The organism is Erwinia sp. S43, from assembly GCF_016624745.1.
GTDB classification, from domain to species: domain Bacteria; phylum Pseudomonadota; class Gammaproteobacteria; order Enterobacterales; family Enterobacteriaceae; genus Erwinia; species Erwinia coffeiphila.
The window spans coordinates 59,713-83,165 of sequence record NZ_JACVTX010000024.1 but is presented as its reverse complement, the minus strand read 5'-3'; the positions used below and the strand labels follow the sequence as shown (position 1 = coordinate 83,165).

General features: G+C 55.3%; 25 protein-coding genes, 1 tRNA gene and 1 pseudogene. 19 read left to right on the top strand and 8 right to left on the bottom strand.

Annotated elements, in window-relative coordinates; translation table 11 throughout:
* Window positions 1-58: 58 nt before the first annotated feature.
* Complete coding sequence (locus IBT47_RS21460) at window positions 59-667, bottom strand: NUDIX domain-containing protein (protein ID WP_234472035.1); 609 nt, start codon at window positions 665-667, stop codon at window positions 59-61.
* Between the two features lie 82 nt (window positions 668-749).
* Between IBT47_RS21460 and IBT47_RS21455 the strand changes: the two genes are divergently transcribed.
* Window positions 750-1,499: a DeoR/GlpR family DNA-binding transcription regulator gene (locus IBT47_RS21455; protein WP_200562908.1), complete on the top strand. Its 750-nt coding sequence runs from the start codon at window positions 750-752 to the stop codon at window positions 1,497-1,499.
* Between the two features lie 134 nt (window positions 1,500-1,633).
* Here the strand turns inward: IBT47_RS21455 and IBT47_RS21450 are convergent, their stop codons facing one another.
* Complete coding sequence (locus IBT47_RS21450; RefSeq protein WP_200562905.1) at window positions 1,634-3,175, bottom strand: sulfite reductase flavoprotein subunit alpha; 1,542 nt, start codon at window positions 3,173-3,175, stop codon at window positions 1,634-1,636.
* 9 nt (window positions 3,176-3,184) lie between these two features.
* Window positions 3,185-3,610 (bottom strand): PAS domain S-box protein, encoded by a 426-nt coding sequence (locus IBT47_RS21445; protein ID WP_105592681.1) that lies wholly within the window; start codon window positions 3,608-3,610, stop codon window positions 3,185-3,187.
* Between the two features lie 385 nt (window positions 3,611-3,995).
* Here IBT47_RS21445 and IBT47_RS21440 point away from each other — a divergent pair, with 385 nt between their 5' ends.
* Genes IBT47_RS21440 through IBT47_RS21425 form a run of 4 tightly spaced genes read left to right on the top strand, consistent with a single transcriptional unit; the run spans window position 3,996 to window position 7,361 of the window.
* The gene (locus IBT47_RS21440) at window positions 3,996-4,907 is read left to right on the top strand and encodes a metal ABC transporter substrate-binding protein (RefSeq protein ID WP_200562903.1); all 912 of its coding nucleotides are present in this window, start codon (window positions 3,996-3,998) and stop codon (window positions 4,905-4,907) included.
* Window positions 4,904-5,674, top strand: coding sequence for a manganese/iron ABC transporter ATP-binding protein (locus IBT47_RS21435; protein ID WP_200562901.1), 771 nt, complete (start codon window positions 4,904-4,906; stop codon window positions 5,672-5,674). The genes IBT47_RS21440 and IBT47_RS21435 overlap by 4 nt, the downstream gene beginning before the upstream one ends.
* Window positions 5,674-6,531 carry an iron/manganese ABC transporter permease subunit SitC gene (gene sitC, locus IBT47_RS21430; protein WP_123333036.1) on the top strand — a complete coding sequence of 286 codons (858 nt, stop codon included), beginning with the start codon at window positions 5,674-5,676 and terminating at the stop codon, window positions 6,529-6,531. Before IBT47_RS21435 ends, sitC begins: the two co-directional genes overlap by 1 nt.
* Window positions 6,528-7,361 carry a metal ABC transporter permease gene (locus IBT47_RS21425; RefSeq protein WP_105592685.1) on the top strand — a complete coding sequence of 278 codons (834 nt, stop codon included), beginning with the start codon at window positions 6,528-6,530 and terminating at the stop codon, window positions 7,359-7,361. Before sitC ends, IBT47_RS21425 begins: the two co-directional genes overlap by 4 nt.
* Window positions 7,362-7,503: 142 nt before the next feature.
* Here the strand turns inward: IBT47_RS21425 and IBT47_RS21420 are convergent, their stop codons facing one another.
* On the bottom strand, window positions 7,504-8,940 hold the full coding sequence (locus IBT47_RS21420; RefSeq protein WP_200562899.1) for a glycoside hydrolase family 1 protein: 1,437 nt from the start codon (window positions 8,938-8,940) through the stop codon (window positions 7,504-7,506).
* Entirely contained in the window at window positions 8,937-9,173 is a 237-nt protein-coding gene (locus IBT47_RS21415) for a hypothetical protein (protein ID WP_200562897.1), read from the bottom strand. Before IBT47_RS21415 ends, IBT47_RS21420 begins: the two co-directional genes overlap by 4 nt.
* A 40-nt stretch (window positions 9,174-9,213) precedes the next feature.
* Here IBT47_RS21415 and IBT47_RS21410 point away from each other — a divergent pair.
* The 4 genes and pseudogenes from IBT47_RS21410 to IBT47_RS21395 all read left to right on the top strand — a co-directional run bounded on the left by IBT47_RS21410 (window position 9,214) and on the right by IBT47_RS21395 (window position 10,815).
* A tRNA-Asn gene (locus tag IBT47_RS21410) sits at window positions 9,214-9,289 on the top strand.
* Window positions 9,290-9,485: 196 nt separating this feature from the next.
* Window positions 9,486-9,734: pseudogene (locus IBT47_RS21405) on the top strand (Arm DNA-binding domain-containing protein); the annotation flags it as partial.
* A 227-nt stretch (window positions 9,735-9,961) separates the two neighbouring features.
* Complete coding sequence (locus tag IBT47_RS21400; RefSeq protein WP_200562895.1) at window positions 9,962-10,459, top strand: hypothetical protein; 498 nt, start codon at window positions 9,962-9,964, stop codon at window positions 10,457-10,459.
* Window positions 10,460-10,461: 2 nt separating this feature from the next.
* A complete protein-coding gene (locus tag IBT47_RS21395) occupies window positions 10,462-10,815 on the top strand; it encodes a hypothetical protein (protein WP_200562893.1) in 354 nt (117 codons plus the stop codon).
* Between the two features lie 414 nt (window positions 10,816-11,229).
* Here IBT47_RS21395 and uraH read toward each other — a convergent pair whose 3' ends face one another.
* Complete coding sequence (uraH, locus tag IBT47_RS21390; RefSeq protein ID WP_200562891.1) at window positions 11,230-11,640, bottom strand: hydroxyisourate hydrolase; 411 nt, start codon at window positions 11,638-11,640, stop codon at window positions 11,230-11,232.
* Between the two features lie 135 nt (window positions 11,641-11,775).
* Here uraH and hprR point away from each other — a divergent pair, with 135 nt between their 5' ends.
* Together hprR and IBT47_RS21380 are read left to right on the top strand one after the other, a co-directional pair.
* Window positions 11,776-12,456 (top strand): response regulator transcription factor HprR, encoded by a 681-nt coding sequence (hprR, locus tag IBT47_RS21385; protein WP_200562889.1) that lies wholly within the window; start codon window positions 11,776-11,778, stop codon window positions 12,454-12,456.
* A complete protein-coding gene (locus tag IBT47_RS21380) occupies window positions 12,449-13,864 on the top strand; it encodes a heavy metal sensor histidine kinase (RefSeq protein WP_200562887.1) in 1,416 nt (471 codons plus the stop codon). The genes hprR and IBT47_RS21380 overlap by 8 nt, the downstream gene beginning before the upstream one ends.
* On the opposite strand, the gene cynR is transcribed toward IBT47_RS21380, so the two are convergent.
* Entirely contained in the window at window positions 13,753-14,685 is a 933-nt protein-coding gene (gene cynR, locus IBT47_RS21375; RefSeq protein WP_200562885.1) for a transcriptional regulator CynR, read from the bottom strand. The two genes, IBT47_RS21380 and cynR, sit on opposite strands and share 112 nt — an antisense overlap.
* Before the next feature lie 110 nt (window positions 14,686-14,795).
* Between cynR and IBT47_RS21370 the strand changes: the two genes are divergently transcribed.
* Entirely contained in the window at window positions 14,796-15,455 is a 660-nt protein-coding gene (locus IBT47_RS21370) for a carbonic anhydrase (protein ID WP_200562883.1), read from the top strand.
* A gap of 28 nt (window positions 15,456-15,483) precedes the next feature.
* Window positions 15,484-15,954: a cyanase gene (cynS, locus tag IBT47_RS21365; RefSeq protein WP_200562880.1), complete on the top strand. Its 471-nt coding sequence runs from the start codon at window positions 15,484-15,486 to the stop codon at window positions 15,952-15,954.
* Window positions 15,955-16,172: 218 nt separating this feature from the next.
* Here the strand turns inward: cynS and pckA are convergent, their stop codons facing one another.
* On the bottom strand, window positions 16,173-17,801 hold the full coding sequence (gene pckA, locus IBT47_RS21360; protein WP_200562878.1) for a phosphoenolpyruvate carboxykinase (ATP): 1,629 nt from the start codon (window positions 17,799-17,801) through the stop codon (window positions 16,173-16,175).
* Between the two features lie 156 nt (window positions 17,802-17,957).
* Here pckA and IBT47_RS21355 point away from each other — a divergent pair, with 156 nt between their 5' ends.
* The 6 genes from IBT47_RS21355 (at window position 17,958) to IBT47_RS21330 (ending at window position 23,424) form a co-directional block, all read left to right on the top strand.
* A complete protein-coding gene (locus IBT47_RS21355; protein WP_200562876.1) occupies window positions 17,958-18,848 on the top strand; it encodes a LysR substrate-binding domain-containing protein in 891 nt (296 codons plus the stop codon).
* A gap of 120 nt (window positions 18,849-18,968) precedes the next feature.
* On the top strand, window positions 18,969-19,271 hold the full coding sequence (locus IBT47_RS21350) for a putative quinol monooxygenase (RefSeq protein WP_200562874.1): 303 nt from the start codon (window positions 18,969-18,971) through the stop codon (window positions 19,269-19,271).
* A gap of 288 nt (window positions 19,272-19,559) precedes the next feature.
* Window positions 19,560-21,143, top strand: coding sequence for a PTS sugar transporter subunit IIA (locus IBT47_RS21345; protein ID WP_200562872.1), 1,584 nt, complete (start codon window positions 19,560-19,562; stop codon window positions 21,141-21,143).
* Between the two features lie 22 nt (window positions 21,144-21,165).
* On the top strand, window positions 21,166-22,185 hold the full coding sequence (locus IBT47_RS21340; protein WP_200562870.1) for a PTS fructose transporter subunit IIC: 1,020 nt from the start codon (window positions 21,166-21,168) through the stop codon (window positions 22,183-22,185).
* Between the two features lies 1 nt (window position 22,186).
* Window positions 22,187-23,038, top strand: a complete 852-nt coding sequence (locus tag IBT47_RS21335) for an AraC family transcriptional regulator (protein WP_200562868.1) — start codon at window positions 22,187-22,189, stop codon at window positions 23,036-23,038.
* Window positions 23,035-23,424 (top strand): fructose PTS transporter subunit IIB, encoded by a 390-nt coding sequence (locus IBT47_RS21330; RefSeq protein ID WP_105592705.1) that lies wholly within the window; start codon window positions 23,035-23,037, stop codon window positions 23,422-23,424. The genes IBT47_RS21335 and IBT47_RS21330 overlap by 4 nt, the downstream gene beginning before the upstream one ends.
* The last annotated feature ends 29 nt before the right edge of the window (window positions 23,425-23,453 follow it).

Below are 23,453 nucleotides of genomic sequence, written 5' to 3'. Positions count from 1 at the left end.
ACCCACTTACCCACTTACCCACTTACCCACTTACCCACTTACCCACTTACCTACAGCATTATCCCGCCCTGTCACCGCCCTGAGCCAACACCGAATTCAGCGCCAGATGCTGAATCAGCATAATGGTTTTTGCATCCTGAATTTCCCCGCTGCGAATGGCGGCCAGAGCCTGTGCGAAGGGCCACTCCAGCACCTCAATATCCTCGCCCTCTTCGACCAGCCCGCCGCCGCTGGTGCTGCGGTCGCGATCGGTATATTCAGCGATAAAGAAGTACAGCTTTTCGGTCACCGAACCGGGGCTCATATAGGCTTCAAACACCTTCTCCACGTTAGCCACTTTGTAGCCGGTTTCCTCTTCCGCCTCGGCCATAATTCGCTCTTCGGGAGAGGCGTTATCCAGCAGCCCGGCGGCGGCCTCGATCAAAAATCCCGAATGGCCGTTGATATAAATCGGGAAGCGGAACTGGCGGGTGAGCACCACCGTTTGGCGCGCTTTGTTGTACAGCAGGATAACCGCGCCGTTGCCGCGATCGTAGGCTTCGCGGCTCTGTTCCTGCCATTGCCCGTCCCGGCGCTGCAGTTCAAAGGTGAATTTCTTTAGCGTGTACCAATTATCCGACAGCAGCTGTTCACGTATATTGCGGATTTTTAGCGGTTCAGTTTGCATGGTTTTCCCCAGAAGAGATGACAGCAGGCACGCTAACATGCATAATCGTGCAAGATCAAGAAAAAAACAAGAAGGAAGAATTATGCTCTCCAGCCAGAGAAAACAGCTTATTCTGGACATCCTTGCTGATGAAAAGCAGGTTATTTCCCGCGAACTGAGCCAGCGATTTTCCATCTCTGAAGACTCTATCCGCCGCGATCTCAGGGAGCTGGCAGCCGAGGGGAAGCTTCAGCGAGTGCACGGTGGTGCGCTGGCGGTCTCCACGGCGATTGCGCCATTTGAAACGCGCAAAAACGTGCAAACTCAGGCAAAAAAAGTTATCGCTCAGAAAGCGGCAGCCCTGATTCAACCGGGAAATATTGTGATTGTTGACGGGGGCACCACCACCGGGGAGATGGCTCGGCTGATCCCCAAAACGCTGCCGTTTACGCTGGTCACCCACAGCCCGAGCATTGCGGTCAGCATGGTCGATCACCCGCTGGCCGAGGTGATTCTGATTGGCGGCCAGCTGTATAAGCATTCGCTGGTTACGGTCGGCGCGGCGATGATCGAATCCATCCAGCGCATTCATGCCGACCTGTTTTTTATGGGCGTGACGGGCATTCATCACACTGCCGGATTTACCACTGCGAATTATGAAGAGTCCTGCGTGAAGCGCGCCCTTTCCGAACGTGCCGCTGAAACCGTGGTGATGGCGTCACCGGAAAAACTGAATTCCGCTTCGGCCTTTGCGATCGGCGGCCTTGAGATTGCCAGCGCGCTGATTGTGGAAGAGAGCCTGGATGATGAGATGAGCCAGCTGCTGGCGCGGTTGCAGATTACGGTGATTTAATGGCGGAGAATGCCGCGCTATCGTCGAACCGATCATCTGATTGCACAGAGTATGCCTGCGCAGACCGACGGTGACGGATGATGTTCGCTCCAGAACCGCAGCCGGAGCGAACATTGGCAGCAAATCTGGCAGGATTAATAAAGCTCCAGATGCAGCCGTCCCTGCTGTGCAAGCTGCTGCCACAGCGTCTCTTCGGCCTGGCCTGCTAAGCCGCAAACCGTCGTCAGCGCATTTTCCACTGCGTTTTCCAGATGCTGCTTGTTACCGCACAGATAAACGTGCGCGCCGCGCTGGAGCATCGCGCTGATGTGCTCTGCGTGATCGGCGATGGCATCCTGCACGTAGTACTTACCGGCTCCGTCGCGCGAGAAGGCCGTAATCAGCTGGCCGATCGTGCCCTGCTGCCGGAGTGACTCCAGTTCTCCCCGGTAGAGGAAATCCCCCTCGCGGCGCTTTTCACCGAAGATCAGGCAGGTTTCGCGCGCCGAAGCGCTCTCCATCGCCTGCTCGCGCAGCAGCCCGATCAGCGGTGCAATACCGGTGCCGGTGCCGATCAGCAGCAGCGGCGCACGCTCGTCTTTCGGCAGCCAGAACCCCGGGTTCGCGCGGCTGAAAATACGCATCGCTCCGTTGTCACCCAGCAGCCAGCCGGTGGCGACGCCCCTGCGCGCCCGGCCCCGACGTTCATAGCACACTTCACGTACGCAGAGATCGACGATCTCCGTATCGGGTCGCGAAGCGATAGAGTAAGCGCGCGGCAGGCAGCCGGGCAGTAACTCCAGTAGCGCATCCAGCGTCACCGACTGCGGCGTGCAGAAATCTTCGAGCACATCGAGCAGATCCGAGCCGTAAAGGTACGCCTCCAGCGTTTTGCGCTGGCTGATTTTCAGCAGTGCCTTCAGCTCGTCGCTGCCGGAAAGCTTCGCCAGCTCGCGCAGGGTAGTTTTGCTTATCTGCCGCAGTTCCCGGCGGCGCAGGGCCTCGGCAGCATCGTTGCGGCCAAGCCAGGTGCCAATTGCGGCCAGCAGATTGGCGTCATTTTCCGGCTGGAGATACAGCGTATCCCCGGCGCGATAGTGGATGCCGCTGCCGGCAATATTCAGGCGGATATGCCACGCACAGGGCGCTTCGGCGCTGAGTCGACGGCGTTCGATTATCGGTGCAGCAAAAGCGTTATCTTCGCTCCAGGCTGTCACCTGCAGGTGCAGATCGCGCCCCGCCTGTTCATCGCCGTTCAGCACTTTTTCCAGCACCGACAGCCACTGAGAGAAAAAGCCCTCAAACGCGGCATCGGCATCCACGCGGTTAATCACGCTGTGCGCCCCGCGCTCGGCCAGTGCCGCATCAAGCGTTTTGGTAAAACCACAAAAGTTGGGATAGGCGGTGTCGCCAAGGCCAAAGATGGCGTAGCGCAGGCCGTCAGCCCCCGCATAGTGTTGCAGCTGGTCAATAAACTGTTCCGCGTTGGCCGGAGGTTCGCCATCGCCAAACGAGCTGGAGACGATCAACAGCAGATCGCCGGAACGCGGCTCTGCCTGAAAGAGATGGTTAAGCTCCAGAACCTGCGGAGCGAAAGGTTGCAGAAAAGGCTGCTCGCCCAGGCGCAGTGCCAGCGCCCGGGCATTGCCCGATTCCGAACCGTAGCCAATAACGATACGTTCGATGAGATCGGCCATAGTGATGTCTTAGTTATCGTAGAATTCGTCGAACTGCTCTTTAGAGAACTCTACCGCTTCAAAATCGGTCATCAGGTCGTTAATCACCCGGCGGATGCTGATGTAAGAAGAGATAGCGCCCTGCTCGTCGTACAGCGGTTGCACGGTGGTATCCACCACGTACAGGCCACCGCCCTTACCGACGTTAGGGATGATGCCGGTCCAGATATTGCCCGCTTTGATGGTGTCCCACATGTCCTTATAGGTCGCTTTTGGTACTGACGGATGACGCACGATGCTATGCGGCTGCCCCAGCAGTTCTTCGCGGCTGTAGCCGGTCAGCTGACAGAACAGGTCGTTGACGTAGGTGATGGTGCCCTGCAGATCGGTGGTGGAAATCACCATCACTTTATCGAGGGCGGACAGCAGCTGGTCGGAATTGAGAGTCTGGCTCATAGCAAATTTCCTTGTGTTTAACCTGTTGAGGTGACTCAGTGCAGGTGAGGTCAGTATATCGTTTTGATGCGAACTATAAGTTGCATTTGAAATGCATCTTATAGGGAATACCCCGACAAGATCAAGTTAAATGATTGTTGCAAAAAGGAAATAAACCCCTGCTAAAAATGCAACATCCGCGCTTGTACCCGTCTCAGCACGACGGAATACCCTTTCGAAGTGAAGGCGTTAGCCACCGTTGGCTAATTTGCTATCAGTCGTAATCCACACCATTTGTAATTTTTTGAAATGGTGAATGAAAATTGTTCTCCCTGAGTTATAGCCTGTGCTATAACTCATAGCATCAGCTAATTGCCTTGCGTAACTTTCTTACAGGAGAACATTGATGCTTCGTCTGAACTGGTTTAAAGGATTGTGCTGCGTTGCCCTGCTGGCGGCGCTGCCGCTAACGCCCGCCGCTGCCGCAGAGAAATTCCGCGTGATCACCACTTTTACGGTGATTGCCGATATGGCGCAGAACGTGGCCGGAGACGCCGCCGAGGTGGCATCGATCACCAAGCCAGGTGCGGAGATCCATGAATATCAGCCGACGCCCGGCGACATCAAACGCGCGCAGGGTGCACAGCTGATCCTCGCCAACGGCCTGAACCTGGAGCGCTGGTTCAGCCGCTTCTATCGCCATCTGAAAGGGGTGCCGGAAGTCGTGGTCTCCGCTGGCGTGGAGCCGATGGGCATCAGCGAAGGCCCTTACAGCGGTAAACCAAACCCGCACGCGTGGATGTCGGCGAAAAACGCACTGATCTACGTCGATAATATTCGCGATGCGCTGGTGAAATACGATCCGGCCAACGCCGCCACCTACCAGCGCAACGCCGAGCGATACAAACAGCAAATCAGCGCTACCGTTGCGCCGGTTCAGCAGGCGCTGGCGCAGATCCCGGAAGACAAACGCTGGCTGGTGAGCAGCGAAGGCGCATTCTCCTATCTGACCCGCGACTACGGCCTGAAAGAGCTATATCTGTGGCCGATCAACGCCGATCAGCAGGGTACACCGCAGCAGGTTCGCCGGGTGATTGACCAGGTGAAACAGCATCAGATCCCGGCAGTATTCAGCGAAAGCACCATCTCCGACAAGGCCGCGCGTCAGGTTGCGCGTGAAACCGGCAGCCACTACGGCGGCGTGCTCTACGTGGATTCACTCAGCCAGCAGGACGGCCCGGTGCCGACGTATCTGGATTTACTGCGGGTGACCAGCGAGACCATCGTGCGCGGTATCCAGCAGGGGTTAGCAAAATGACCGAACTCAGTGCCCTTCAGCAGCCCGGCGGCATCCACGTGAGCGATGTCACCGTGACCTATCGCAACGGCCACACCGCGCTGCGCAACACCACGCTTGATATTCCCACCGCCAGCATCGCCGCGCTGGTGGGGATTAACGGCTCCGGCAAGTCGACGCTGTTTAAGGCGATTATGGGGTTTGTGCCGCTCTCTTCCGGCAGCATCACCCTGCTTGGCCGCCCCGGCAGCCAGGCGCTGAAGCAGAACCTGGTTTCCTACGTGCCGCAGGCCGAGGACGTGGACTGGTCGTTTCCGGTGCTGGTAGAAGATGTGGTGATGATGGGGCGCTATGGCCATATGGGCATGCTGCGCATCACCCGCCAGCAGGACCGCGATATCGTCGCCGACGCGCTTGCGCGGGTGGGGATGTCCGACTATCGCCACCGGCAGATTGGTGAGCTTTCCGGCGGCCAGAAGAAGCGCGTATTTCTGGCCCGCGCCATCGCCCAGCGCGGCCGGGTGATCCTGCTGGATGAGCCGTTTACCGGGGTGGATGTGAATACCGAACGGCAGATTATCAGCCTGCTGCACGAGCTGCGCGATGAGGGGCGAACGCTGCTGGTTTCGACGCATAATCTGGCGTCGGTGAGCGAATACTGCGACCACACGGTGATCATTAAAGGCACGGTGCTGGCCTGCGGCACCACCGCCACCACCTTCACCCGCGAGAATCTGGAGAATGCCTTCAGCGGCGCGCTGCGCGATATCGTCTGGGAGAATCCCTAATGGGCTGGCTGGCGGAACCGTTCCACTATGAGTATATGCTCAACGCGATGTGGGTCTCCGCGCTGGTCGGCGGCGTGTGCGCGTTTCTCTCCTGCTATTTAATGCTGAAGGGCTGGTCGCTGATTGGCGATGCGCTGTCGCACTCCATCGTTCCCGGCGTGGCGGGTGCCTATATGCTCGGCCTGCCGTTTGCCCTTGGCGCGTTCTTTTCCGGCGGGCTGGCGGCGGCCGGAATGCTGTTTCTTAACCAGCGCACCCGGCTGAAAGAGGACGCGATTATCGGGCTGATCTTCTCCTCATTCTTCGGCCTTGGGCTGTTTATGGTGTCGCTGAATCCCACCTCGGTGAATATTCAAACCATCGTGATGGGCAATATTCTGGCGATTGCGCCCGGCGATATCCTGCAGCTGGCGATTATCGGCCTCACCTCGCTGGCGATCCTGCTGATTAAGTGGAAAGACCTGATGGTGACCTTTTTCGACGAGAACCACGCCCGCTCGATCGGCCTGAATCCTGCCCGATTGAAGCTGCTGTTCTTCACCCTGCTTTCCGCCTCAACCGTGGCCGCCCTGCAAACCGTCGGCGCGTTTCTGGTGATCTGTCTGGTGGTGACGCCGGGTGCAACCGCCTATCTGCTGACCGACCGCTTCCCGCGGCTGCTGATGATTGCGGTGGCGATTGGCAGCATCACCAGCTTTTTCGGTGCCTGGCTCAGCTACTATCTGGACGGTGCGACCGGCGGCATTATCGTGGTGGCACAGACGGTTATCTTCCTGCTGGCGTTTATCTGGGCCCCTAAACACGGGATGCTGGCGCGCCGTCGCCTGGCCCGACAAACGCAGGAGGCACAGCCATGAACCTGACCGAACTGCTGCTCAGCCCGTTTGAGTTTGATTTTATGCAGAACGCGCTGGCGATTTCGCTGCTGGTGGCGATCCCCTGCGCCCTGCTCTCCTGCTTTATGGTGCTGAAAGGCTGGTCGCTGATGGGCGATGCGATGAGCCACGCGGTGTTTCCCGGCGTGGTGCTGGCCTACATCATCGGTATTCCTGTTGCAATCGGCGCGTTCGTCGCCGGGCTGTTCTGCGCGCTGGCCACCGGCTTTGTGGCGGAGAACAGCCGCATCAAGCGCGATACGGTGATGGGCATTATTTTCTCGGGGATGTTTGCCCTCGGGCTGATCCTCTATCTGTCCATCGAATCTGACGTGCATCTCGACCATATTCTGTTCGGCGATATGCTGGGGATTGGGCTGTCGGATATGCTGCAGACCGGCGGGATTGCCGCGCTGATTGCGCTGATTGTACTGGTGAAGTGGAAGGATTTACTGCTGCACGCTTTCGATCCGCATCAGGCGAAAGCCTGCGGAATTAACACTTCGCTGCTGCACTACGGCCTGCTGTGCATGATCGCCATGACCATCGTCGCCACGCTGTCGGCGGTGGGGATTATTCTGTCGATTGCGCTGCTGATTGCGCCGGGGGCGATTGCTCTGCTGCTGATGCGCCGCTTCTCGTCGGTGCTGATTTTCGCCGTGCTGCTGTCGATGGCCGTCTGCTTCCTCGGCACCTGGCTGTCGTTTTTCCTCGACAGCGCGCCCGCACCGACGATCGTGGTGCTGTTCAGCCTGATCTTTATCGTGGCGTTTGTCTGGTCCAGCCTGCGCGCCCGCGCGGTGATGGCTTAGAGGAGCCGATCACTGCCTGCTGAAGCAAGCGTGCCCGTGCGGCTGCCTAAGGCACATACGTTGCGCTTCTTTCGGATCCAGCCCGGGCCGGGTGCGGCGTTAAGCGTTAAGACAGGCTGCCCCCTGCGGGGCAGCCATAGTCTTAGCCAAGATCCTGGCCGTTGGTGGCGATGACCTGCTTATACCAGTGGAAGGATTTTTTACGGTAGCGATCGCCGGTGCCGTTGATGTTGTCATCCAGATCGACGTAGATCATGCCGTAGCGTTTGCTCATCTCCCCGGTCGACATACTCACCAGATCGATACAGCCCCACGGCGTGTAGCCCATCAGGTCGACCCCGTCCTCAACCGCTTCCGCCATGGCGCTGATGTGCTGGCGCAGATAGTTAATGCGGTAGTCATCGGCGACGTAGTGATTTTCATCCGGCTTATCTATCGCACCCAGGCCGTTTTCAACGATGAACAGCGGCTTCTCGTAGCGGTCGTACAGCTCGTTCAGCGCGATGCGCAGGCCGGTTGGGTCGATCTCCCAGCCCCAGTCGCTGGCTTCCAGGAACGGGTTACGCGCGCCGCCCAGCAGGTTGCCGTGCGCCGCTGCGGCTTCCGGGTTGGTGGCGTAGATAGTGCGCGACATGTAGTAGCTGAAGCCAATGTAGTCGACGGGGTGCGCTTTCAGCAGGTCCAGATCGCCCGGCTGGATATCCAGCTTGACGCCCAGCGACTGCCACAGGCTTTTCGCGTAGTACGGATATTTGCCGCCCACCTGCACGTCGGCACAGTAGAAGTCGGAAGACTGACGCTCTTTCAGCGCCGCCAGCTGGTTCACCGGGTTGCAGTCGAAGCCGTAGCTTGTTGCATAGAGGATCATGCAGCCAATTTTGATTTCCGGGTTGGTTTCATGGGCAATTTTCACCGCCAGGCTGCTGGCAACGAACTGATTATGCAGCGCCTGGAATTTGGCCTGCGGCTCCAGCGCGCCGGTTTTCACCGTCAGGCCCTGGCTCATGATTGGGAAGTGGAAGGCGCTGTTGATCTCGTTAAAGGTCATCCAGTACTTCACCTGCTGACCAAAGCGCTCCAGCACCGTGCGGGCAAAGCGCTCGAAGTGGCCGATCACCTCGCGCCCCTGCCAGCCGCCGAACGCGTTGGCCAGGTGCAGCGGCATTTCATAGTGGGAAATGGTGATCACCGGCTCGATGCCGTGGGCGATACAGGTGTCGATGACCTGCTGATAGTGGTTGAGGCCCGCCTCGTTCGGCTGCTGCTCTACCCCGTTCGGGTAGATGCGCGTCCAGGCAATGGAGAAGCGATAGCATTTAAAGCCCATCTCCGCGAACAGCGCGATATCTTCACGGAAACGATGATAGTGATCGATGCCTTTATGGTTCGGGTAGGTATAGCGCTCGGTATCCAGCGAGAAATCAAAATCCGGCGAGGAAACGATGCTCAGACGCGCCTTGCCGCCGGGAATGGCATCGACAATCGACAGACCTTTGCCGTCCTTATCGTATGCGCCTTCCACCTGATTGGCAGCGGTTGCGCCACCCCACATAAAGCCTTGCGGAAATCTTTCTTTCATTGCCGTAATCCTTTAAAAATTCGCCGAGTTTGCGGGCCCGCCAGGGGATGGATCGATTCAGCGCACCCATCGCCGATAATACTAGAGCCTTTGGCAAAGCGTAACCCGCTGCCCGCCGGGAAGGCGCAAATGGCGTAAAAATGAGGAGGATGCTGAGATAAATGCCGACGAAACCAGCGTTTTGCTGCAAACATCAGCAGTTGGCTGATTTTATTGATTTTCCACGTTGACACACCCGGCCCCGATGATTAATATGCGCCTCGTTCACACGATTCCTCTGTAGTTCAGTCGGTAGAACGGCGGACTGTTAATCCGTATGTCACTGGTTCGAGTCCAGTCAGAGGAGCCATATTTAGAGAAGCCCGCTTAAGGAAACTTAAGCGGGCTTTTTGTTTTGATGCCTTTATACGAATTTTTATCTTATTAAAATTCAACAGGTTAGTGAGAGAAGTCATCCTGATGTGTTTTCAGTTTACCCTCTGCATCGGGAGAATTTGGTGGTCAGATTTGGGGGTAAGTTAGTTCGATGACGGAGTACCCCCCAAATGTCTCTTAACGACTCAAAAATCCGCAACTAAAATCATCCGCTAAAACCCTTTAAAGTTTCCGATTCCTATGGCTTGTACCTTTTAGTCAATCTAGGCGGTTCACGTCTCTGGTATCTCCAATATCGTATCAATGGTAAAGAATCCCGCCTCGGCCTAGCTGCCTATCCCGATGTTTCTCTGGCTTACGCCCGTCAGCAACGTGATGGCATACGCAAACTGCTGCCGCAGAATATCAATCCAGCACAATCTCTGTGAGATGAAAGAAAGACCGGATACTTCAGTTTAGCCTAGTACGGTTTTCAGGGAGAAGGTCAATACTACATAAAAAATCTATCTTATTGATGTATATCCACCATTTCAATGACAGAAAATTAATGATACGATTATTGAAAAATGATAAGCATTTAGTAGTAAATAAAAAATCAACAAAAAAACCTTTTCCATGTCACACATTATCATAAAGGTAAACAACAATGCCTCTTGAAGAAATTCCGAAACCAATATTGTACTCAACAATGACTTATCTTGCGTATAATATAAACAAAAGATATTATGAAGGTAAACATTACTTATGGTGCACTCCTTACTTCGGAGTTAATATAGAATCACCTTATTTTACAGTTCCTCCCAGTTCATCTCCACTTGAAATTTATAACAACCTAAAAAAAGATGTTGATGCCAGTGACATACATAGTTCAAAAATACAGTTAAATAGAGTTGGCATTAGGCAAGGAGCATCCATCAACTTAAGATTAGGTGTAATAAACCAAGAACAACATGATGATATTGTGGAAATATCAAAGCTATCAGATATAAATCTCTTTAGACCTCTACTCTGTGTAATACCGAAGGTTGAGGCAATAAAGTACTATAAAAAAGTAGCGATCAAAGATCGCGCTAACCCATTATCACATGAATACATATTATCAGACCTGCCAGAATCAGCGTTTGATATTATAAGGATTGGTTAAAAATGAATATTTTTTCAAGCGTATTAGTTGATTATTCAACAACTGAAATAAGAAGCGCATTATATTATTTAGGAAGACATTTAAAGCAAGCATCCTTCGCATCAGATTATGCAAAAGATATTTTTGATGATGGTTCAAAAATATCACCTTCTGAAGAAGTAAAAACGTTAACTATCAAATTATTAAAATTCATCGAACTTCATTCAAAAAAACTAGCTAGTGAATTTGATGATTTGGAATTTAACTTTTGGGTAACAAAAATAAACGAAATAGATTCATCTCTTGATCCTGATATCACAGAAGAAAAGAAGTTGAATATTTTAAAGAAGATTTCTGATTTTTCAGTTAAGAATTGACTATACTTTATGTCATTAAAAATATAATAAATCTCCGATAACTAAAATGGGAGGCCACCCCCTCCCTATATATGATGTTTGTAGTCCTTGCGGTTTTTAGCATCACCCAATTAGGACATTTGGTCAGTTCTTTACACGAAACATTCGGACCCGAAAAAACATGGTTACCTAAATGGCTGATATGGAAAATTCTCTTAAAATGGTTCAATTCAATAAAAGAAATGTCCTATTCTTCCTTGTCGCATAACCTCCGTATTAGCATTGTTCTATTTGGTGGTCACTATGGTGTTCTTGACAGAGCAGCAACTCAGGTTTAGCTCACTTATTATCCACTTGCTGGCAAAGACGATCCCAGTCAGAGGAGCCATATTTAGAGAACCCCGCTTAAGTTTCCTTAAGCGGGCTTTTTGTTTTTCAGCTCCCGCGATAAGTCGAATAACCATACTGGCTCAGCAGCAGCGGAACATGATAGGTGGTGGAGGTATTGCTGATGTGGAATTCCACCGGGATTTCCGGGAAGAAACTTTCCTGCTTGCGATCCGCGAAATATTTGCCGGTTTTAAAGATCACGCGATAGTCGCCCGCCTCAAACGGTTTCTCCGGCCACAGCGCCGCCACGCGGCCATCTTCGTCGGTGCTGGCCGTGTTCAGCACGGTCCATTTCTCACCCTGCTTTTTCTCCAGCGTTACCGCTACATGCGGGGCGGGCATCCCCGTTTGCTGGTTCAGGATATGCACGCTGATCGGGTTTTTACCGGCGGCAAGGGCCATACCGGGCGCAGCCAGCAGCATAGAGAGGGACAGCGCCGCAACAGACTTTTTCATGTTTTATTCTCCTGTGTTAATGACCGTGCTGTTATACCTGCGCGCGGGTCGTGGTTACCTGTCACGAAGATGACCATATTGTCATCTGGCGCTGAAACGCTGTGGCGCCCCCGTCTTTCATGGCACACTGCGCCCATGAAACTGTTACTGATTGAAGATAACCAGAAGGCCAGCGCCTGGGTGCGCAAAGGGCTTGAGGAAGCGGGCTACATTGTGGATCACGCGGTAGACGGACGGGACGGCCTGCATCTGGCGCTGGCGCACCCTTACAGCCTGGTGATACTGGATATTATGCTGCCGGGCCTGGATGGCTGGCAGGTTCTGAAAACCCTGCGCACCGCCAGCAGCACGCCGGTGATTTGCCTCACGGCCAGAGATTCGGTGGACGATCGCGTTAAAGGCCTGGAGCTGGGCGCGAACGATTACCTGGTTAAACCCTTCTCGTTTGCTGAACTGCTGGCGCGGGTAAGAAATCAGCTTCGCCAGCATCAGCCGCACAGCAGCACGCTGCGCGTGGCGGATCTGGTGATGGATTCGGCGCGCTTTCAGGTCACGCGTAATGGTGTTTCGCTGGCGCTGACCCGCAAAGAGTTTATGCTGCTGTGGCTGATCGCCAGCCGTTACGGCGAGATCCTGCCTCGTACGCTGCTCGCCAGTGAAATCTGGGGCGTAAATTTCGACAGCGAAACCAACATCGTCGATGTCGCCATTCGCCGCCTGCGCCGTAAAGTTGACGATCCTTTTCCGCAAAAGCTGATTACTACGGTCAGGGGCATGGGTTACTGCCTCTCTGAACAGGAGGCAGGCGGTGTATAGCCCTTCCCTCACCCTGCGGCTGACGGCGATCTTCACGCTGATCGTGGCGCTGGCCTGCGGCGGTATCAGCCTGATCCTGTATAGCGCGTTACGCAGCGAGCTGGTGTGGCGCGACGATCAAACGCTGATCAACCGCGCCGCGCAGCTACGGCAACTGCTGGAAGGCGGCGCGCATCCCGACTCTCTGCCGCTCTATTTCAATCGTATGGTTGATACTCGTCAGGATATTCTCAGTATCGGCTCGCAGCATCAGCAAAACGTCAGCATTAACCATACCGGCGTGGCGCTGCCGGAAATGTCCCCCATCCCGGTCAGCACCCCGCCCGGCGAGCAGCAGATCCACCGCTGGATCGGTGCGGATAATATTGAAGCCTCGGCGCTGAGCCTGCAGGCCCGTTCTGAGGAAGGACCGATAGTGATTACCCTTGCGCGGGTGGCGCGGGAGCGGGCGATAATGCTGGAACGCTATCGCCAGCAAAGTATCCTGGTGTCGCTGGCGGCGATTTTGCTGTGCGCCGCGCTCAGCCCGCTGCTTATCCGGCGCGGGCTGCGGGCGATTGGCCGTTTAAGTCAGGCCATGGCGGAAACCGGCAGCGACCGGCTAACCCATACCGTGCCGCTGCAGGCGATGCCGAAAGAGCTGTTGCCGCTGGGTGAGGCGCTGAATACCATGCGCCAGCGCCTGTCGACGGACTTTATCCGGCTGACGCAGTTTGCCGACGATCTGGCCCATGAGATACGTACGCCGATCAACGTATTATTAGGCCAGAATCAGGTGGCGCTGGGCCACGCGCGTTCCACGGAGGAATATCAGGCACTGCTGGAAGGGAATATTGAAGAGCTGGAAGCCCTGTCGCGGCTGACGGAAAATATTCTCTTTCTGGCCCGCGCCACGCACCACAATATCCGGCTCAATAAAGAAACCTTCTTACTGCATGACGCCCTGGAAACCCTTATCGATTTTCTGGAACCGGTAGCGGAAGAGCGGGAAATGGTCATTGAACTCCACGCCAACGGCCACCTCACCGCCGATAAAATGCTGTTCCAGCGGGCGATGACGAATCTGCTTGTCAACGCCATCCGCTATGCGCCAGGCCACGGCGCGATAGCGGTCAGCACCCTTCATCGTGGCGATGTTACCGAAATAGAGGTGGCAAACGCCGGTGATGCGCTGGCGGAACCGGAGAAAGTCTTCGAACGTTTCTGGCGCGGTGATAACGTCCGCCACACCGCAGGCAGCGGCCTGGGGCTGTCGCTGGTCAGCGCCATCGCCGCATTACACGGTGGCAGCGCGTATTACCGGCACGAGGACGGGGGAAACATTTTTGGGGTGAGGCTCGTTTCCTGCTCCAGTCGAGTCGATACCTCTACAGCCAGTTCAGCAAAAACCCGGGCCGCAACGCTTTGATAGGCATCCCTGCGTCGCATAAGGACCACTGTGCGCTGCAGGCGTTCTGGTTCGAGGGTAATCGCCACCAGCCCTTCCTGAGCCAGAGCGGTCTTTACGGGCAACAGCGTTGACAAAAGCGTTCTTCGAACGATTTCGATTACCGCACCGAGAGCATTAGCCTCCATCATCACCTTTGGGTGAATGCCGTGTTTTCTACAGTGGCTGTCTATCTGTTCGCGGGTCGCGAATTCCTTGCTAAGCAAGACGAGGGACTCTGTATTGAGGGTTTGTAATCCCACAGATTTTTCCTTCGCCAGGGGATGTCTGCTGCTGACTACCAGCGCAAGCGTCTCGTTTAGCAACGGGATGGCCTCGATGTCTGGACAGTTGACGTCCCCGAACGCTATCCCCACATCCAACTCGCCCGCCTGAAGCAGATCCTCCATGCGCTCCTGGGATATTTCATGCACGCTGAGGGTGATCTGCGGATAACGCGAATGAAACGCCTCAACCAGCGGCCCGATCAGATAGGTTGTGAAGGTCGGCGTCACTGCAATCCGCAGTGAGCCGCGGCTGAGATCGTTCACGTCATGAATAACCCGCGTCGCTTCCTGCAACTCCTGAGAAGCACGGCGAACATACTGAAGATAGGCCTCCCCCACGTCCGTCAAGCGTGTTGTTTTGCCTGTACGGTCAAACAACTGAGCACTAAGACTTTCCTCCAGCTGCCTGACCAATTGTGAGAGAGCAGGCTGAGAGACGTGTAGCGCCGCTGCAGCCTTGGTGAAGCTGGAATGTTCAGCGACTGCCATAAAATACCGAATACGTCGGTCGAGCATAACCCACCTCATAAGATTATCTGATTCAGATAATAATAAATGAGACTTTTACCTTATACCACGCTCTGTTTAATCTCTGCCTCACACCCAGTGACATTGAGGCAACGTCCATGAAAGAGATCATTGAAGGTTTTCTTAAGTTTCAAAAAAACGCCTTTCCCGAGCGTGTAAAGCTTTTCAAGAACCTTGCTAACCAGCAGAGTCCCCGGGCACTGTTTATCTCCTGCTCTGACAGCCGGCTGGTGCCTGAGCTGGTTACTCAGCGCGAGCCGGGCGATCTATTCGTCATCCGCAACGCCGGTAACATTGTGCCATCCTATGGCCCCGAACCTGGCGGTGTTTCAGCCTCCGTGGAATACGCAGTAGCCGCGCTTCAGGTCAACGATATCGTGATCTGCGGCCACTCTGACTGCGGCGCAATGACGGCCATTGCCACCTGCAAATGCCTGGATCATATGCCCGCAGTCTCAAGCTGGCTGCGTTACGCAGACTCAGCCCGGGTGGTAAATGAGGCCCGCCAGCATGCCGACCAGCCGACCAAAGTCGCATCCATGGTTCGCGAGAACGTCATCGCGCAGTTGGCTAACATTCAGACTCACCCTTCTGTACGCCTTGCGCTGGAAGAAGGCCGCGTGACCCTGCACGGCTGGATCTATGACATTGAGAGTGGGCGTATCGACGCCTTTGACAGCCGCAGCGGCACCTTCATGCCTCTCGCAGATAACCCTGACATTCAGGCCGTTTCCCCACAAACCAGGCGCGTTGCCTGAACACCATATTTATCAAGGAGATGAAAGTATGATCCAGACTCAAGTAACCCAGACCGCTCGCCAGATTCTTACCGAAACCATTATTCTGGCTAAAGCCCGCAAAGACCTTTCCTTTGCCGAGATTGTAGACGGGACGGGTTTGTCCGAAGCCTTTGTCACTGCGGCGCTGCTTGGTCAGCACCCGCTACCCTCCAGCGCTGCGGAAGTCGTTGGTCAGAAACTGGGGCTTAGTGCTGATGAAGTCACTTTACTGCAGTCGATGCCAGTTCGCGGAAGTTTTGCGGATGGGATACCGACAGATCCGACAATTTATCGTTTTTACGAGATGATGTCGGTTTACGGTACGACTCTTAAGGCGTTGGTTCACGAGAAGTTTGGCGACGGCATTATCAGCGCCATCAACTTTAAACTGGACATCAAGAAGGTCGAAGATCCGGACGGAGGCCACCGCGCCGTTATCACCCTGGATGGCAAGTACCTGCCTACAAAACCGTTTTAACCTCACAGTGAACAGCCAGGAATGATGACTGTTGTAAGCCCGCGGTAACCGATCTGGCCGATTTGCTTCTCGGCCAGTCGATATAAAAACATGAAGTGGACAACGTATCGCCCCCGGCAGAAATCGGCCTGCTGTAAAAATGAAAACGCTGCCCGGCGTTTTCACACGGGGCAGCGTAGAGTCTGTCAGGCATCAACCTCTTACAAACGACTCAAAGCTCAGCCCTGTTCCAGGCGTGGCCCTGCCAGGGCAATACGCGCACCGGCTTCATTATCACTGTACTGTTTGAAGTTGCTGATAAACAGCTGCGCCAGTTTCTCTGCGGCTTCCTGCCACTGCGCCGGAGAGGCCCAGGCGTTACGCGGATCGAGGGTGGCGGCATCCACACCGGCAATCTCCTGCGGAATGGCAAGGCCAAATATCGGCAGCGCTTCCTCGCGCAGTGCGCCCGTTTCTCCTTCCAGGATGGCGTTAACGATCTGGCGCGTATCCTTCAGCGACAGGCGCTGACCCGCGCCGTTCCAGCCGGTATTCACCAGCCAGACTTCCGCACCGCTCTGCGCGACCTTCTCCTGCAGCACATCGGCGTACTGCGTTGGGTGCAGCAGCAGGAAAGCTGCGCCGTAGCAGGCCGAGAAGGTCGGCGTTGGGGCAGTAATACCGCGCTCGGTTCCCGCAAGCTTCGAGGTGAAGCCGGACAGGAAATGGTACTGCATCTGTTCCGGCGTCAGGCGCGAAACCGGCGGCAGCACCCCAAATCCATCCGCCGCCAGGAAGATAATGCGTGAAGGATGACCGGCGCGGGAAACCGGCTGCACGATATTCTCAATATGCGACAGCGGATAGGAGACACGGGTGTTCTCGGTTTTGCTGCCGTCGGCATAATCCACGCTGCCGTCGTCCCTGACCACCACGTTTTCCAGCAGCGCGTTACGGCGGATGGCGCCATAAATTTCCGGTTCGGACTCCGCCTTCAGATTGATGGTCTTGGCATAGCAGCCGCCTTCAAAGTTGAATACGCCGTCAGCATCCCAGCCGTGCTCATCATCGCCAATCAGCTGGCGGCGCGGATCGGTCGAAAGCGTAGTTTTCCCGGTGCCGGAGAGGCCAAAGAACAGCGCCACGTCGCCCTTTTCACCCCGGTTTGCGGAACAGTGCATGGACGCAATCCCTTTCAGCGGCAGCAGGTAGTTCATCACTGAGAACATCCCTTTCTTCATCTCGCCGCCGTACCAGGTTCCACCAATCAGCTGGATATTTTCCGTCAGGTTAAAGGCAACGAAGTTCTCGGAGTTAAGCCCCTGCTCCTGCCATTGCGGATTCACGCATCCCGCGCCGTTAATCACCGTGAAGTCCGGGGTAAAGTCTGCCAGCTCCTCGTGGGTGGGGGCGATAAACATGTTTTTGACGAAGTGCGCCTGCCACGCCACTTCCGTCACAAAGCGCACCGCCAGGCGGGTATCGGTGCTGGCACCGCACCAGGCATCAACGATGTACAGCGCTTTCTCCGACAGGTAGTCGGCAACCCGCGTTTTCAGGTGAGCCCACACGTCAGCGGACATCGGTTTGTTATCGTTACGGCCCGTACCGGCATCAGACCACCACAGGGTATGACGGGTCACGTCGTCGCGAACGATGTACTTGTCGCGTGGGGAACGGCCGGTGAACTCGCCGGTATCCACCGTCACTGCGCCAGACGTCGTCAGCGTACCGCGAGCGGGTCCCTCAAGGTCGGCGGCGGTTTCATGTTCGAAGAGCAATTCGTAATTCGGGTTATAGATCACCTCGCGAACATCATTGATGCCAAGGCTTGAGAGATGTTGCATGACAGATTGAATGGCGCTCATAGAATACCCTGACTCATTGGATGAATGGCGAGGTGGCAACAGCCGACCTCATGATGCAGCGGATAGTAACACCGGCTTTGTGATGCAGAAATTGCATTTAAATCATCCGTCATGTAAAAATTGCATAGCGATGGGGGCTGAAATTGGAGCAGAGAAGTGCTAAGTAATCTCGAAGTGAAATGGCTTTATGATGTAATTGCGCTGGAAGAGTGCCGCAGCTTTACCCTTGCGGCAGAGAAACGAAATATTTCCCAATCCTCCTTCAGCAGAAGAATTCAGTCACTGGAGTCCAACCTGGGTTTCAGCGTCTTCAACCGCAATGTGAATCCCCCCCAGTTAACGCCGCAGGGCAGAATATTCGTCGGCTATGCCAGGAATATGCTCGACGATATGGACTTCCAGATTAGCCGCATCAAGGGTGAGGATAAGCTGAAGCAGAGCATCCGCATTGATGCCGCCCCGTCGCTTTCCGTGCTGCTGCTGCCCGATCTGTTAGCCGAATACCGCGACAGCCCGGATAAGGTGTTCTTCGTTGAATCGATTAACGTCAACGATGCGGTATTTAATCTGAAAGAGGGGAAAAGTGATTTTATCCTGTCGTTTTATAACGAAGAGCTGATGAATTACCCGTTTATCAATCATAAAATCTTCGATTCGTCTCTGCACCTGGTCTCGCCCTGCGACCCTGACGGCAAGCCGTTATTCTCAATAAACGATAGCCCGCTGCCGCTGGTCAAATATGCTAATGACAGCTACATGGGGCGTCAGGTCAATCAGGTCATCGATCGCATACCGAACACCACCTTTCTGCTGACTTTTGTTTCTTCGATGAGTGAGCTGCTGAAAAGGATGATCCTGAAGGGCGACGCCGTTGGCTGGCTGCCTGATTACTCGATTCAGCGCGAGCTGGAAGAGAAGAGACTCGCGATTATGGACCCAGGCCTTACTCTGAAGATTTCAGCGTATGTTTATCGCTCCGGCGCGCGTTTGAATCTGACGGCAGAGCGCTTCTGGCGTTACATGAAGGAGCGAAATGCTGAGGGTTAAGGGAACTATTGGGCTGCCGTGTGGTTTATCTCAAGGCATCACTATCTGGTGTTGAATCGGAAGATTAAACATGTTACCAGATTTACATAATCCACTATCCATCCCTGCCAGGAGGCCCAAATGCTAAAAGTGATCGCTGAAGACTTTATCAAACCCGAACACATCGAAACCGTGCTGCCGCTTTACCGCGAGCTAGTTGCCGCCACGAAACAAGAACCGCTGTGTATTGCTTACGATCTGTTTATCGATGAGAAAGATCCGGGGCACTTTATCTTTATCGAAGAGTGGCCGGACCGTGCGGCGCTGGATGTACACTGTGCCACTGAGCATTTTCAGCGGCTGGTCCCTGCTATCAATCAGTATCAGCGGCAGGACGGGCGGATTGTTCTAATGGATGCCGTGGTGAGCCCGGCGGCAAAATAATAACCCTCTTCACGGGTGATATTTCCCATCCCGAGATGTCACCTTCTTTAATTTTGTGACCAGCCTCACAAACCACTACGACCGCGAAAGTGAAACAATCCCTTCTACAATCAACACGCTAACAAATCCTGCCTGTCGCAATAAATATGATAAAAGTCACAAAATAACAATCAGTCCACTATTTTCAAGCAAAGGTGACTTTTTTGCTATGTCATCGCCGTAGTGAACAGGGAAAGATAGCAAACCTGTTCTGCAAATTTTGCTCTGCGCACACGCTCAGGAGTCGGCATGGCGGTTTCAATCACCTGGTTATGCGAACTTAATGAAGGGATTCATGCCCGACCCGCGGGCTATATCGCCCGGCAGTGCAACCTGTTTCAGGCCGCTATCGACTGGGAAAACACCCGCACCGGGCTGCGGGCGAATGCAAAAAGCGCCCTCTCGCTGATTGCCAGCGACACGCTGCTCAACGATGAATGCCGCATCACCCTGGACGGGGAGGATGAACAGCAGGCTGCGGCCCGGCTGCGCGCGCTGCTGGCGGATCTTCCGGCGTTCAGCATGCAGCCCGAACCGGTCGTCAGCCAGGGCTACCTGCCCCGCGGTCTGCGCGAGCTGAACCCGCAGGTGATTCAGGGTACCCGTATTCATCCGGGAGCCGCCATTGCCCGGCCGCGGGTGATGCAGAGCCTGACCTTCGCCGACATTATCGATCGCACTCCCGGGCATACCGACGGGGTCGAAAGCGAAACGGCACGCTTTCGCGCCGGGATAGCGTCGCTGCGCGGGGAGAAACAGCGCGCTCTGAGTCAAACCCGGGGTATTGAGCACGATCTGATTGCGGCGCACCTCACGCTGATTGACGACGGTGAGTTTCAGGATGCAACAATCGGGTATCTTAACGACGGAATGAATGCCTGGTCGGCCATCGTCCGGGTGTCGCAGGACGTTTGCCAGCAGCTTGAGCAATCGTCCAGCCGCTACCTGCAGGAGCGCACGCTGGATGTGCTCGACATCGCCACGCAGCTGATCGGCGCGGCCTATGGTGAACGGGCGCTGAACAGAAGCCCGCTGCTGCTCACTGAACCGGCGATTGTTTTCGCCAGCTATCTGACCCCCAGCCTTTTGCTGGCGCTGGACAGAAGCCGGCTGGCGGGTCTGGTGCTGTCATCCACCGGCAAAACCTCGCACACGGCGATACTGGCCCGCACGCTGGGTATTCCCACCCTTGCCGATGTCGACTTTGCGCCGCTGACGCTGGATGCCGGGCAGCCAGTCGTCATCGACGCTGAATCCGGCATTCTTATCATCCATCCGGATGAGAACGCGCTGCGCTACTACCGCCATGAAATCGCCGTTCAGCAGGCGATGCAGCAGCGGCTGCGGGTCAACGGCGCGATAAATAAAAACCAGGCCAGCGCGATGGAAAAACCGCTGCTGACGGTGGAGACGATCCTGTGGGGGATGGACGCCCGCGATAAAAACGAGGCGATCAAAATGATGGTGGATAATCTGTGGCTACAGCAGCGCACCGACGCGCGGGATAAACTCTGCGATGATATCTGGGCACGGGAAGTGCCGTTTCCCACCGTCGTCGGCTCGGGTTTTGCCATCCCCCACGCGCAAACCGATTATATCCATCACTCTACCCTCAGCGTGGCAACGCTCCGGCAGCCGATTGCCTGGGGCGGCGTGCTGGTGGACACACTGTTTATGCTGACCATTAGTAAAGACGCGCAGAATAACGCGCATATGAAACATTTCTCCACCCTGGCGCGCATGCTAATGAACGATGATTTTGTCAGCCGAATTAAGCAGGCGAAAGGCCCGAAAGCGCTGTATACGCTGATATCCCGCACGCTGGCCTGCTGAGCACCCACCCGACGAGGCTGACATGATAAAGATATTAAAAAATACCAAACGGCATTTTATGACCGGCGTGTCGTATATGGTGCCGTTTGTGGTGGCCGGAGGGGTTCTGCTGGCGCTGGCAGTAATGTTCAACGAAAAGGCCGCGGTGCCCGACCACGGCTTTCTGAAGGCGATGTCGCAAATCGGCCTTGCCGGTCTGACCCTGTTTATTCCGATGCTGTCGGGGTTTATTGCCTGGTCGATGGTGGATAAGCCGGGGCTGGCTCCCGGTGCGATAGGCGGGCTGATGGCTTACCAGATGGGGGCCGGTTTTTTAGGTGGCATGCTCTCCGGGATTATTGCCGGGCTGGTGGTCTGGCTGCTGCTTGGTCTGATTGCCCGGCTGCGCATCCCCAATTTTCTGCGCATGGTGCTGCCAATTTTTATTATCCCGCTGCTCGGCACTTTCCTCACCGGCATGGCGGTTTACTACATTATTGGCGATCCGATCGCCGGGCTGATGAAGTGGCTGAGCGCCTGGCTGGGCAATATGCAGGGCACGTCGTTTATCATTCTCGGCACCGTTCTGGGCTGCATGATCGCCGTTGATATGGGCGGCCCGATGAACAAAACCGCCTTTTTCTTTGCCGTGGCGCTGATCTCCACCAATCCGCAGCTGATGGCCGCCGTTGCCGCCGCCGACTGCACGCCGCCGCTGGGAGTGGCGCTGGCGACCTTTCTGTTTAAAGACATTTTTAATGATGTGGAGCGCGAAGCCGGGAAGCCTGCGGTGATCATGGGTTTTATGGGCATTACTGAAGGCGCGATCCCCTTCGCGGCGGCCGATCCGGTCAGGGTGATCCCGGCGATTATGTTCGGCAGCGCGGTGGCGGCCATCCTCTCTCTCTGGTTCGGTGCCACCAACGCCGCGCCATGGGGCGGGCTGATCGTCTTACCGGTAGTCGGCAACCATTTTGGCTATATCGTTTCGGTCATTGCCGGAACCGTCGCCACCGCCGTGGCGGTGAAGGTTCTGAAAACCGTTATCAAACCTCGGGCATAATATGGGCACTTTTATTCAGTCTATCCTCAGCGAATTCAGCGGCCAGGGCGCGATAAACGACAGCGTGCTGGTGGCAAACGGTAACGCGAATCCACCGGCGATGGCCTACTATCTGCACGTGCCGCGCATCGAGCTGACGGTAAAGGGCGCGCTCAGCATGCTGTTGCCCAAAGGGGCGGATCGCATCGTGAAGTATGAGCGCACGGTCGGCACTATCACCTATATTCCCGCCAACAGCTGGAACTCGCCGCAGTGGGAAAGCCCGGTGATCTGCATGTCGATCGTGTTCTGGAAACAGGATGTTGGCTTCAGCATCAGCAACTGGGACGGCACGCAGTTTAAGGAAGTGGAGAAGTACAACCTGCAAAACTCCAGCAGTACGGTCCGCGACCGGCTGCTCGATCTGGCCGAATCGCTGGCGTGGTCGCAGGATACAACCGGCGAGACCTTTGCCCACGTGGTCTACGCGCTGATTAACGATCTGCTGTATCAAATCACCGATGGCCTGATTAACCAGCGGCCCTTCACGCTGCTGGATGAAATTAAGAGCCATATCGACAGCCACTACCATACGGACATTAGCCGGGAAAGCGTCGCCGAGACGTTTAATATTTCCCCCGGCTATCTGTCGCGTCTGTTTTCCAGGGAGTCAGACGTGAAGTTTAATGAATATCTCAAGCTGGCGCGCATCACGCGATCGAAGGCGCTGCTGACCAGTACCAATCTGAAAATCAACGAGCTTTCAGAGCAGTGCGGTTTCACCGATACCAACTATTTCTGCAAGGTATTTCGCGATATCAACGACTGCACGCCGCTAGAATACCGCCGCAAAAATAAGGGAGCAGGCTTATGACTATCCGGACAGGAAGAGAAGAGATCCAGCCGTTCTCCAGCGAACGCAATCTGCATGTGGTGGCAGTGACCGCCTGCGCCACCGGCGTAGCGCACACCTACATGGCAGCGGAACAGCTGGAGAAACTGGCCAGGCAGTATCGCTTTGCGATAAAAATCGAGACGCAGGGCGTGCTGGGGCTGAAGAATAAAATCACCAGCGAGGATATTTTCGCCTCGGAGCTGACCATCATCGCCTCCGATATCACCATCGATAATCCTCTGCGCTTTGACGGCTGCCGCATCCTGAACGTCTGCATTAATTCGCTGCTGCTCAAGCCGGGTGAGGTGATTGGCGCGATGCGCAAGTCGCTGAATCTGCCAAGAGGGAATGTGATCGACCTGTAACCGATCGAGCAGATACAGGCCGGTGGGAT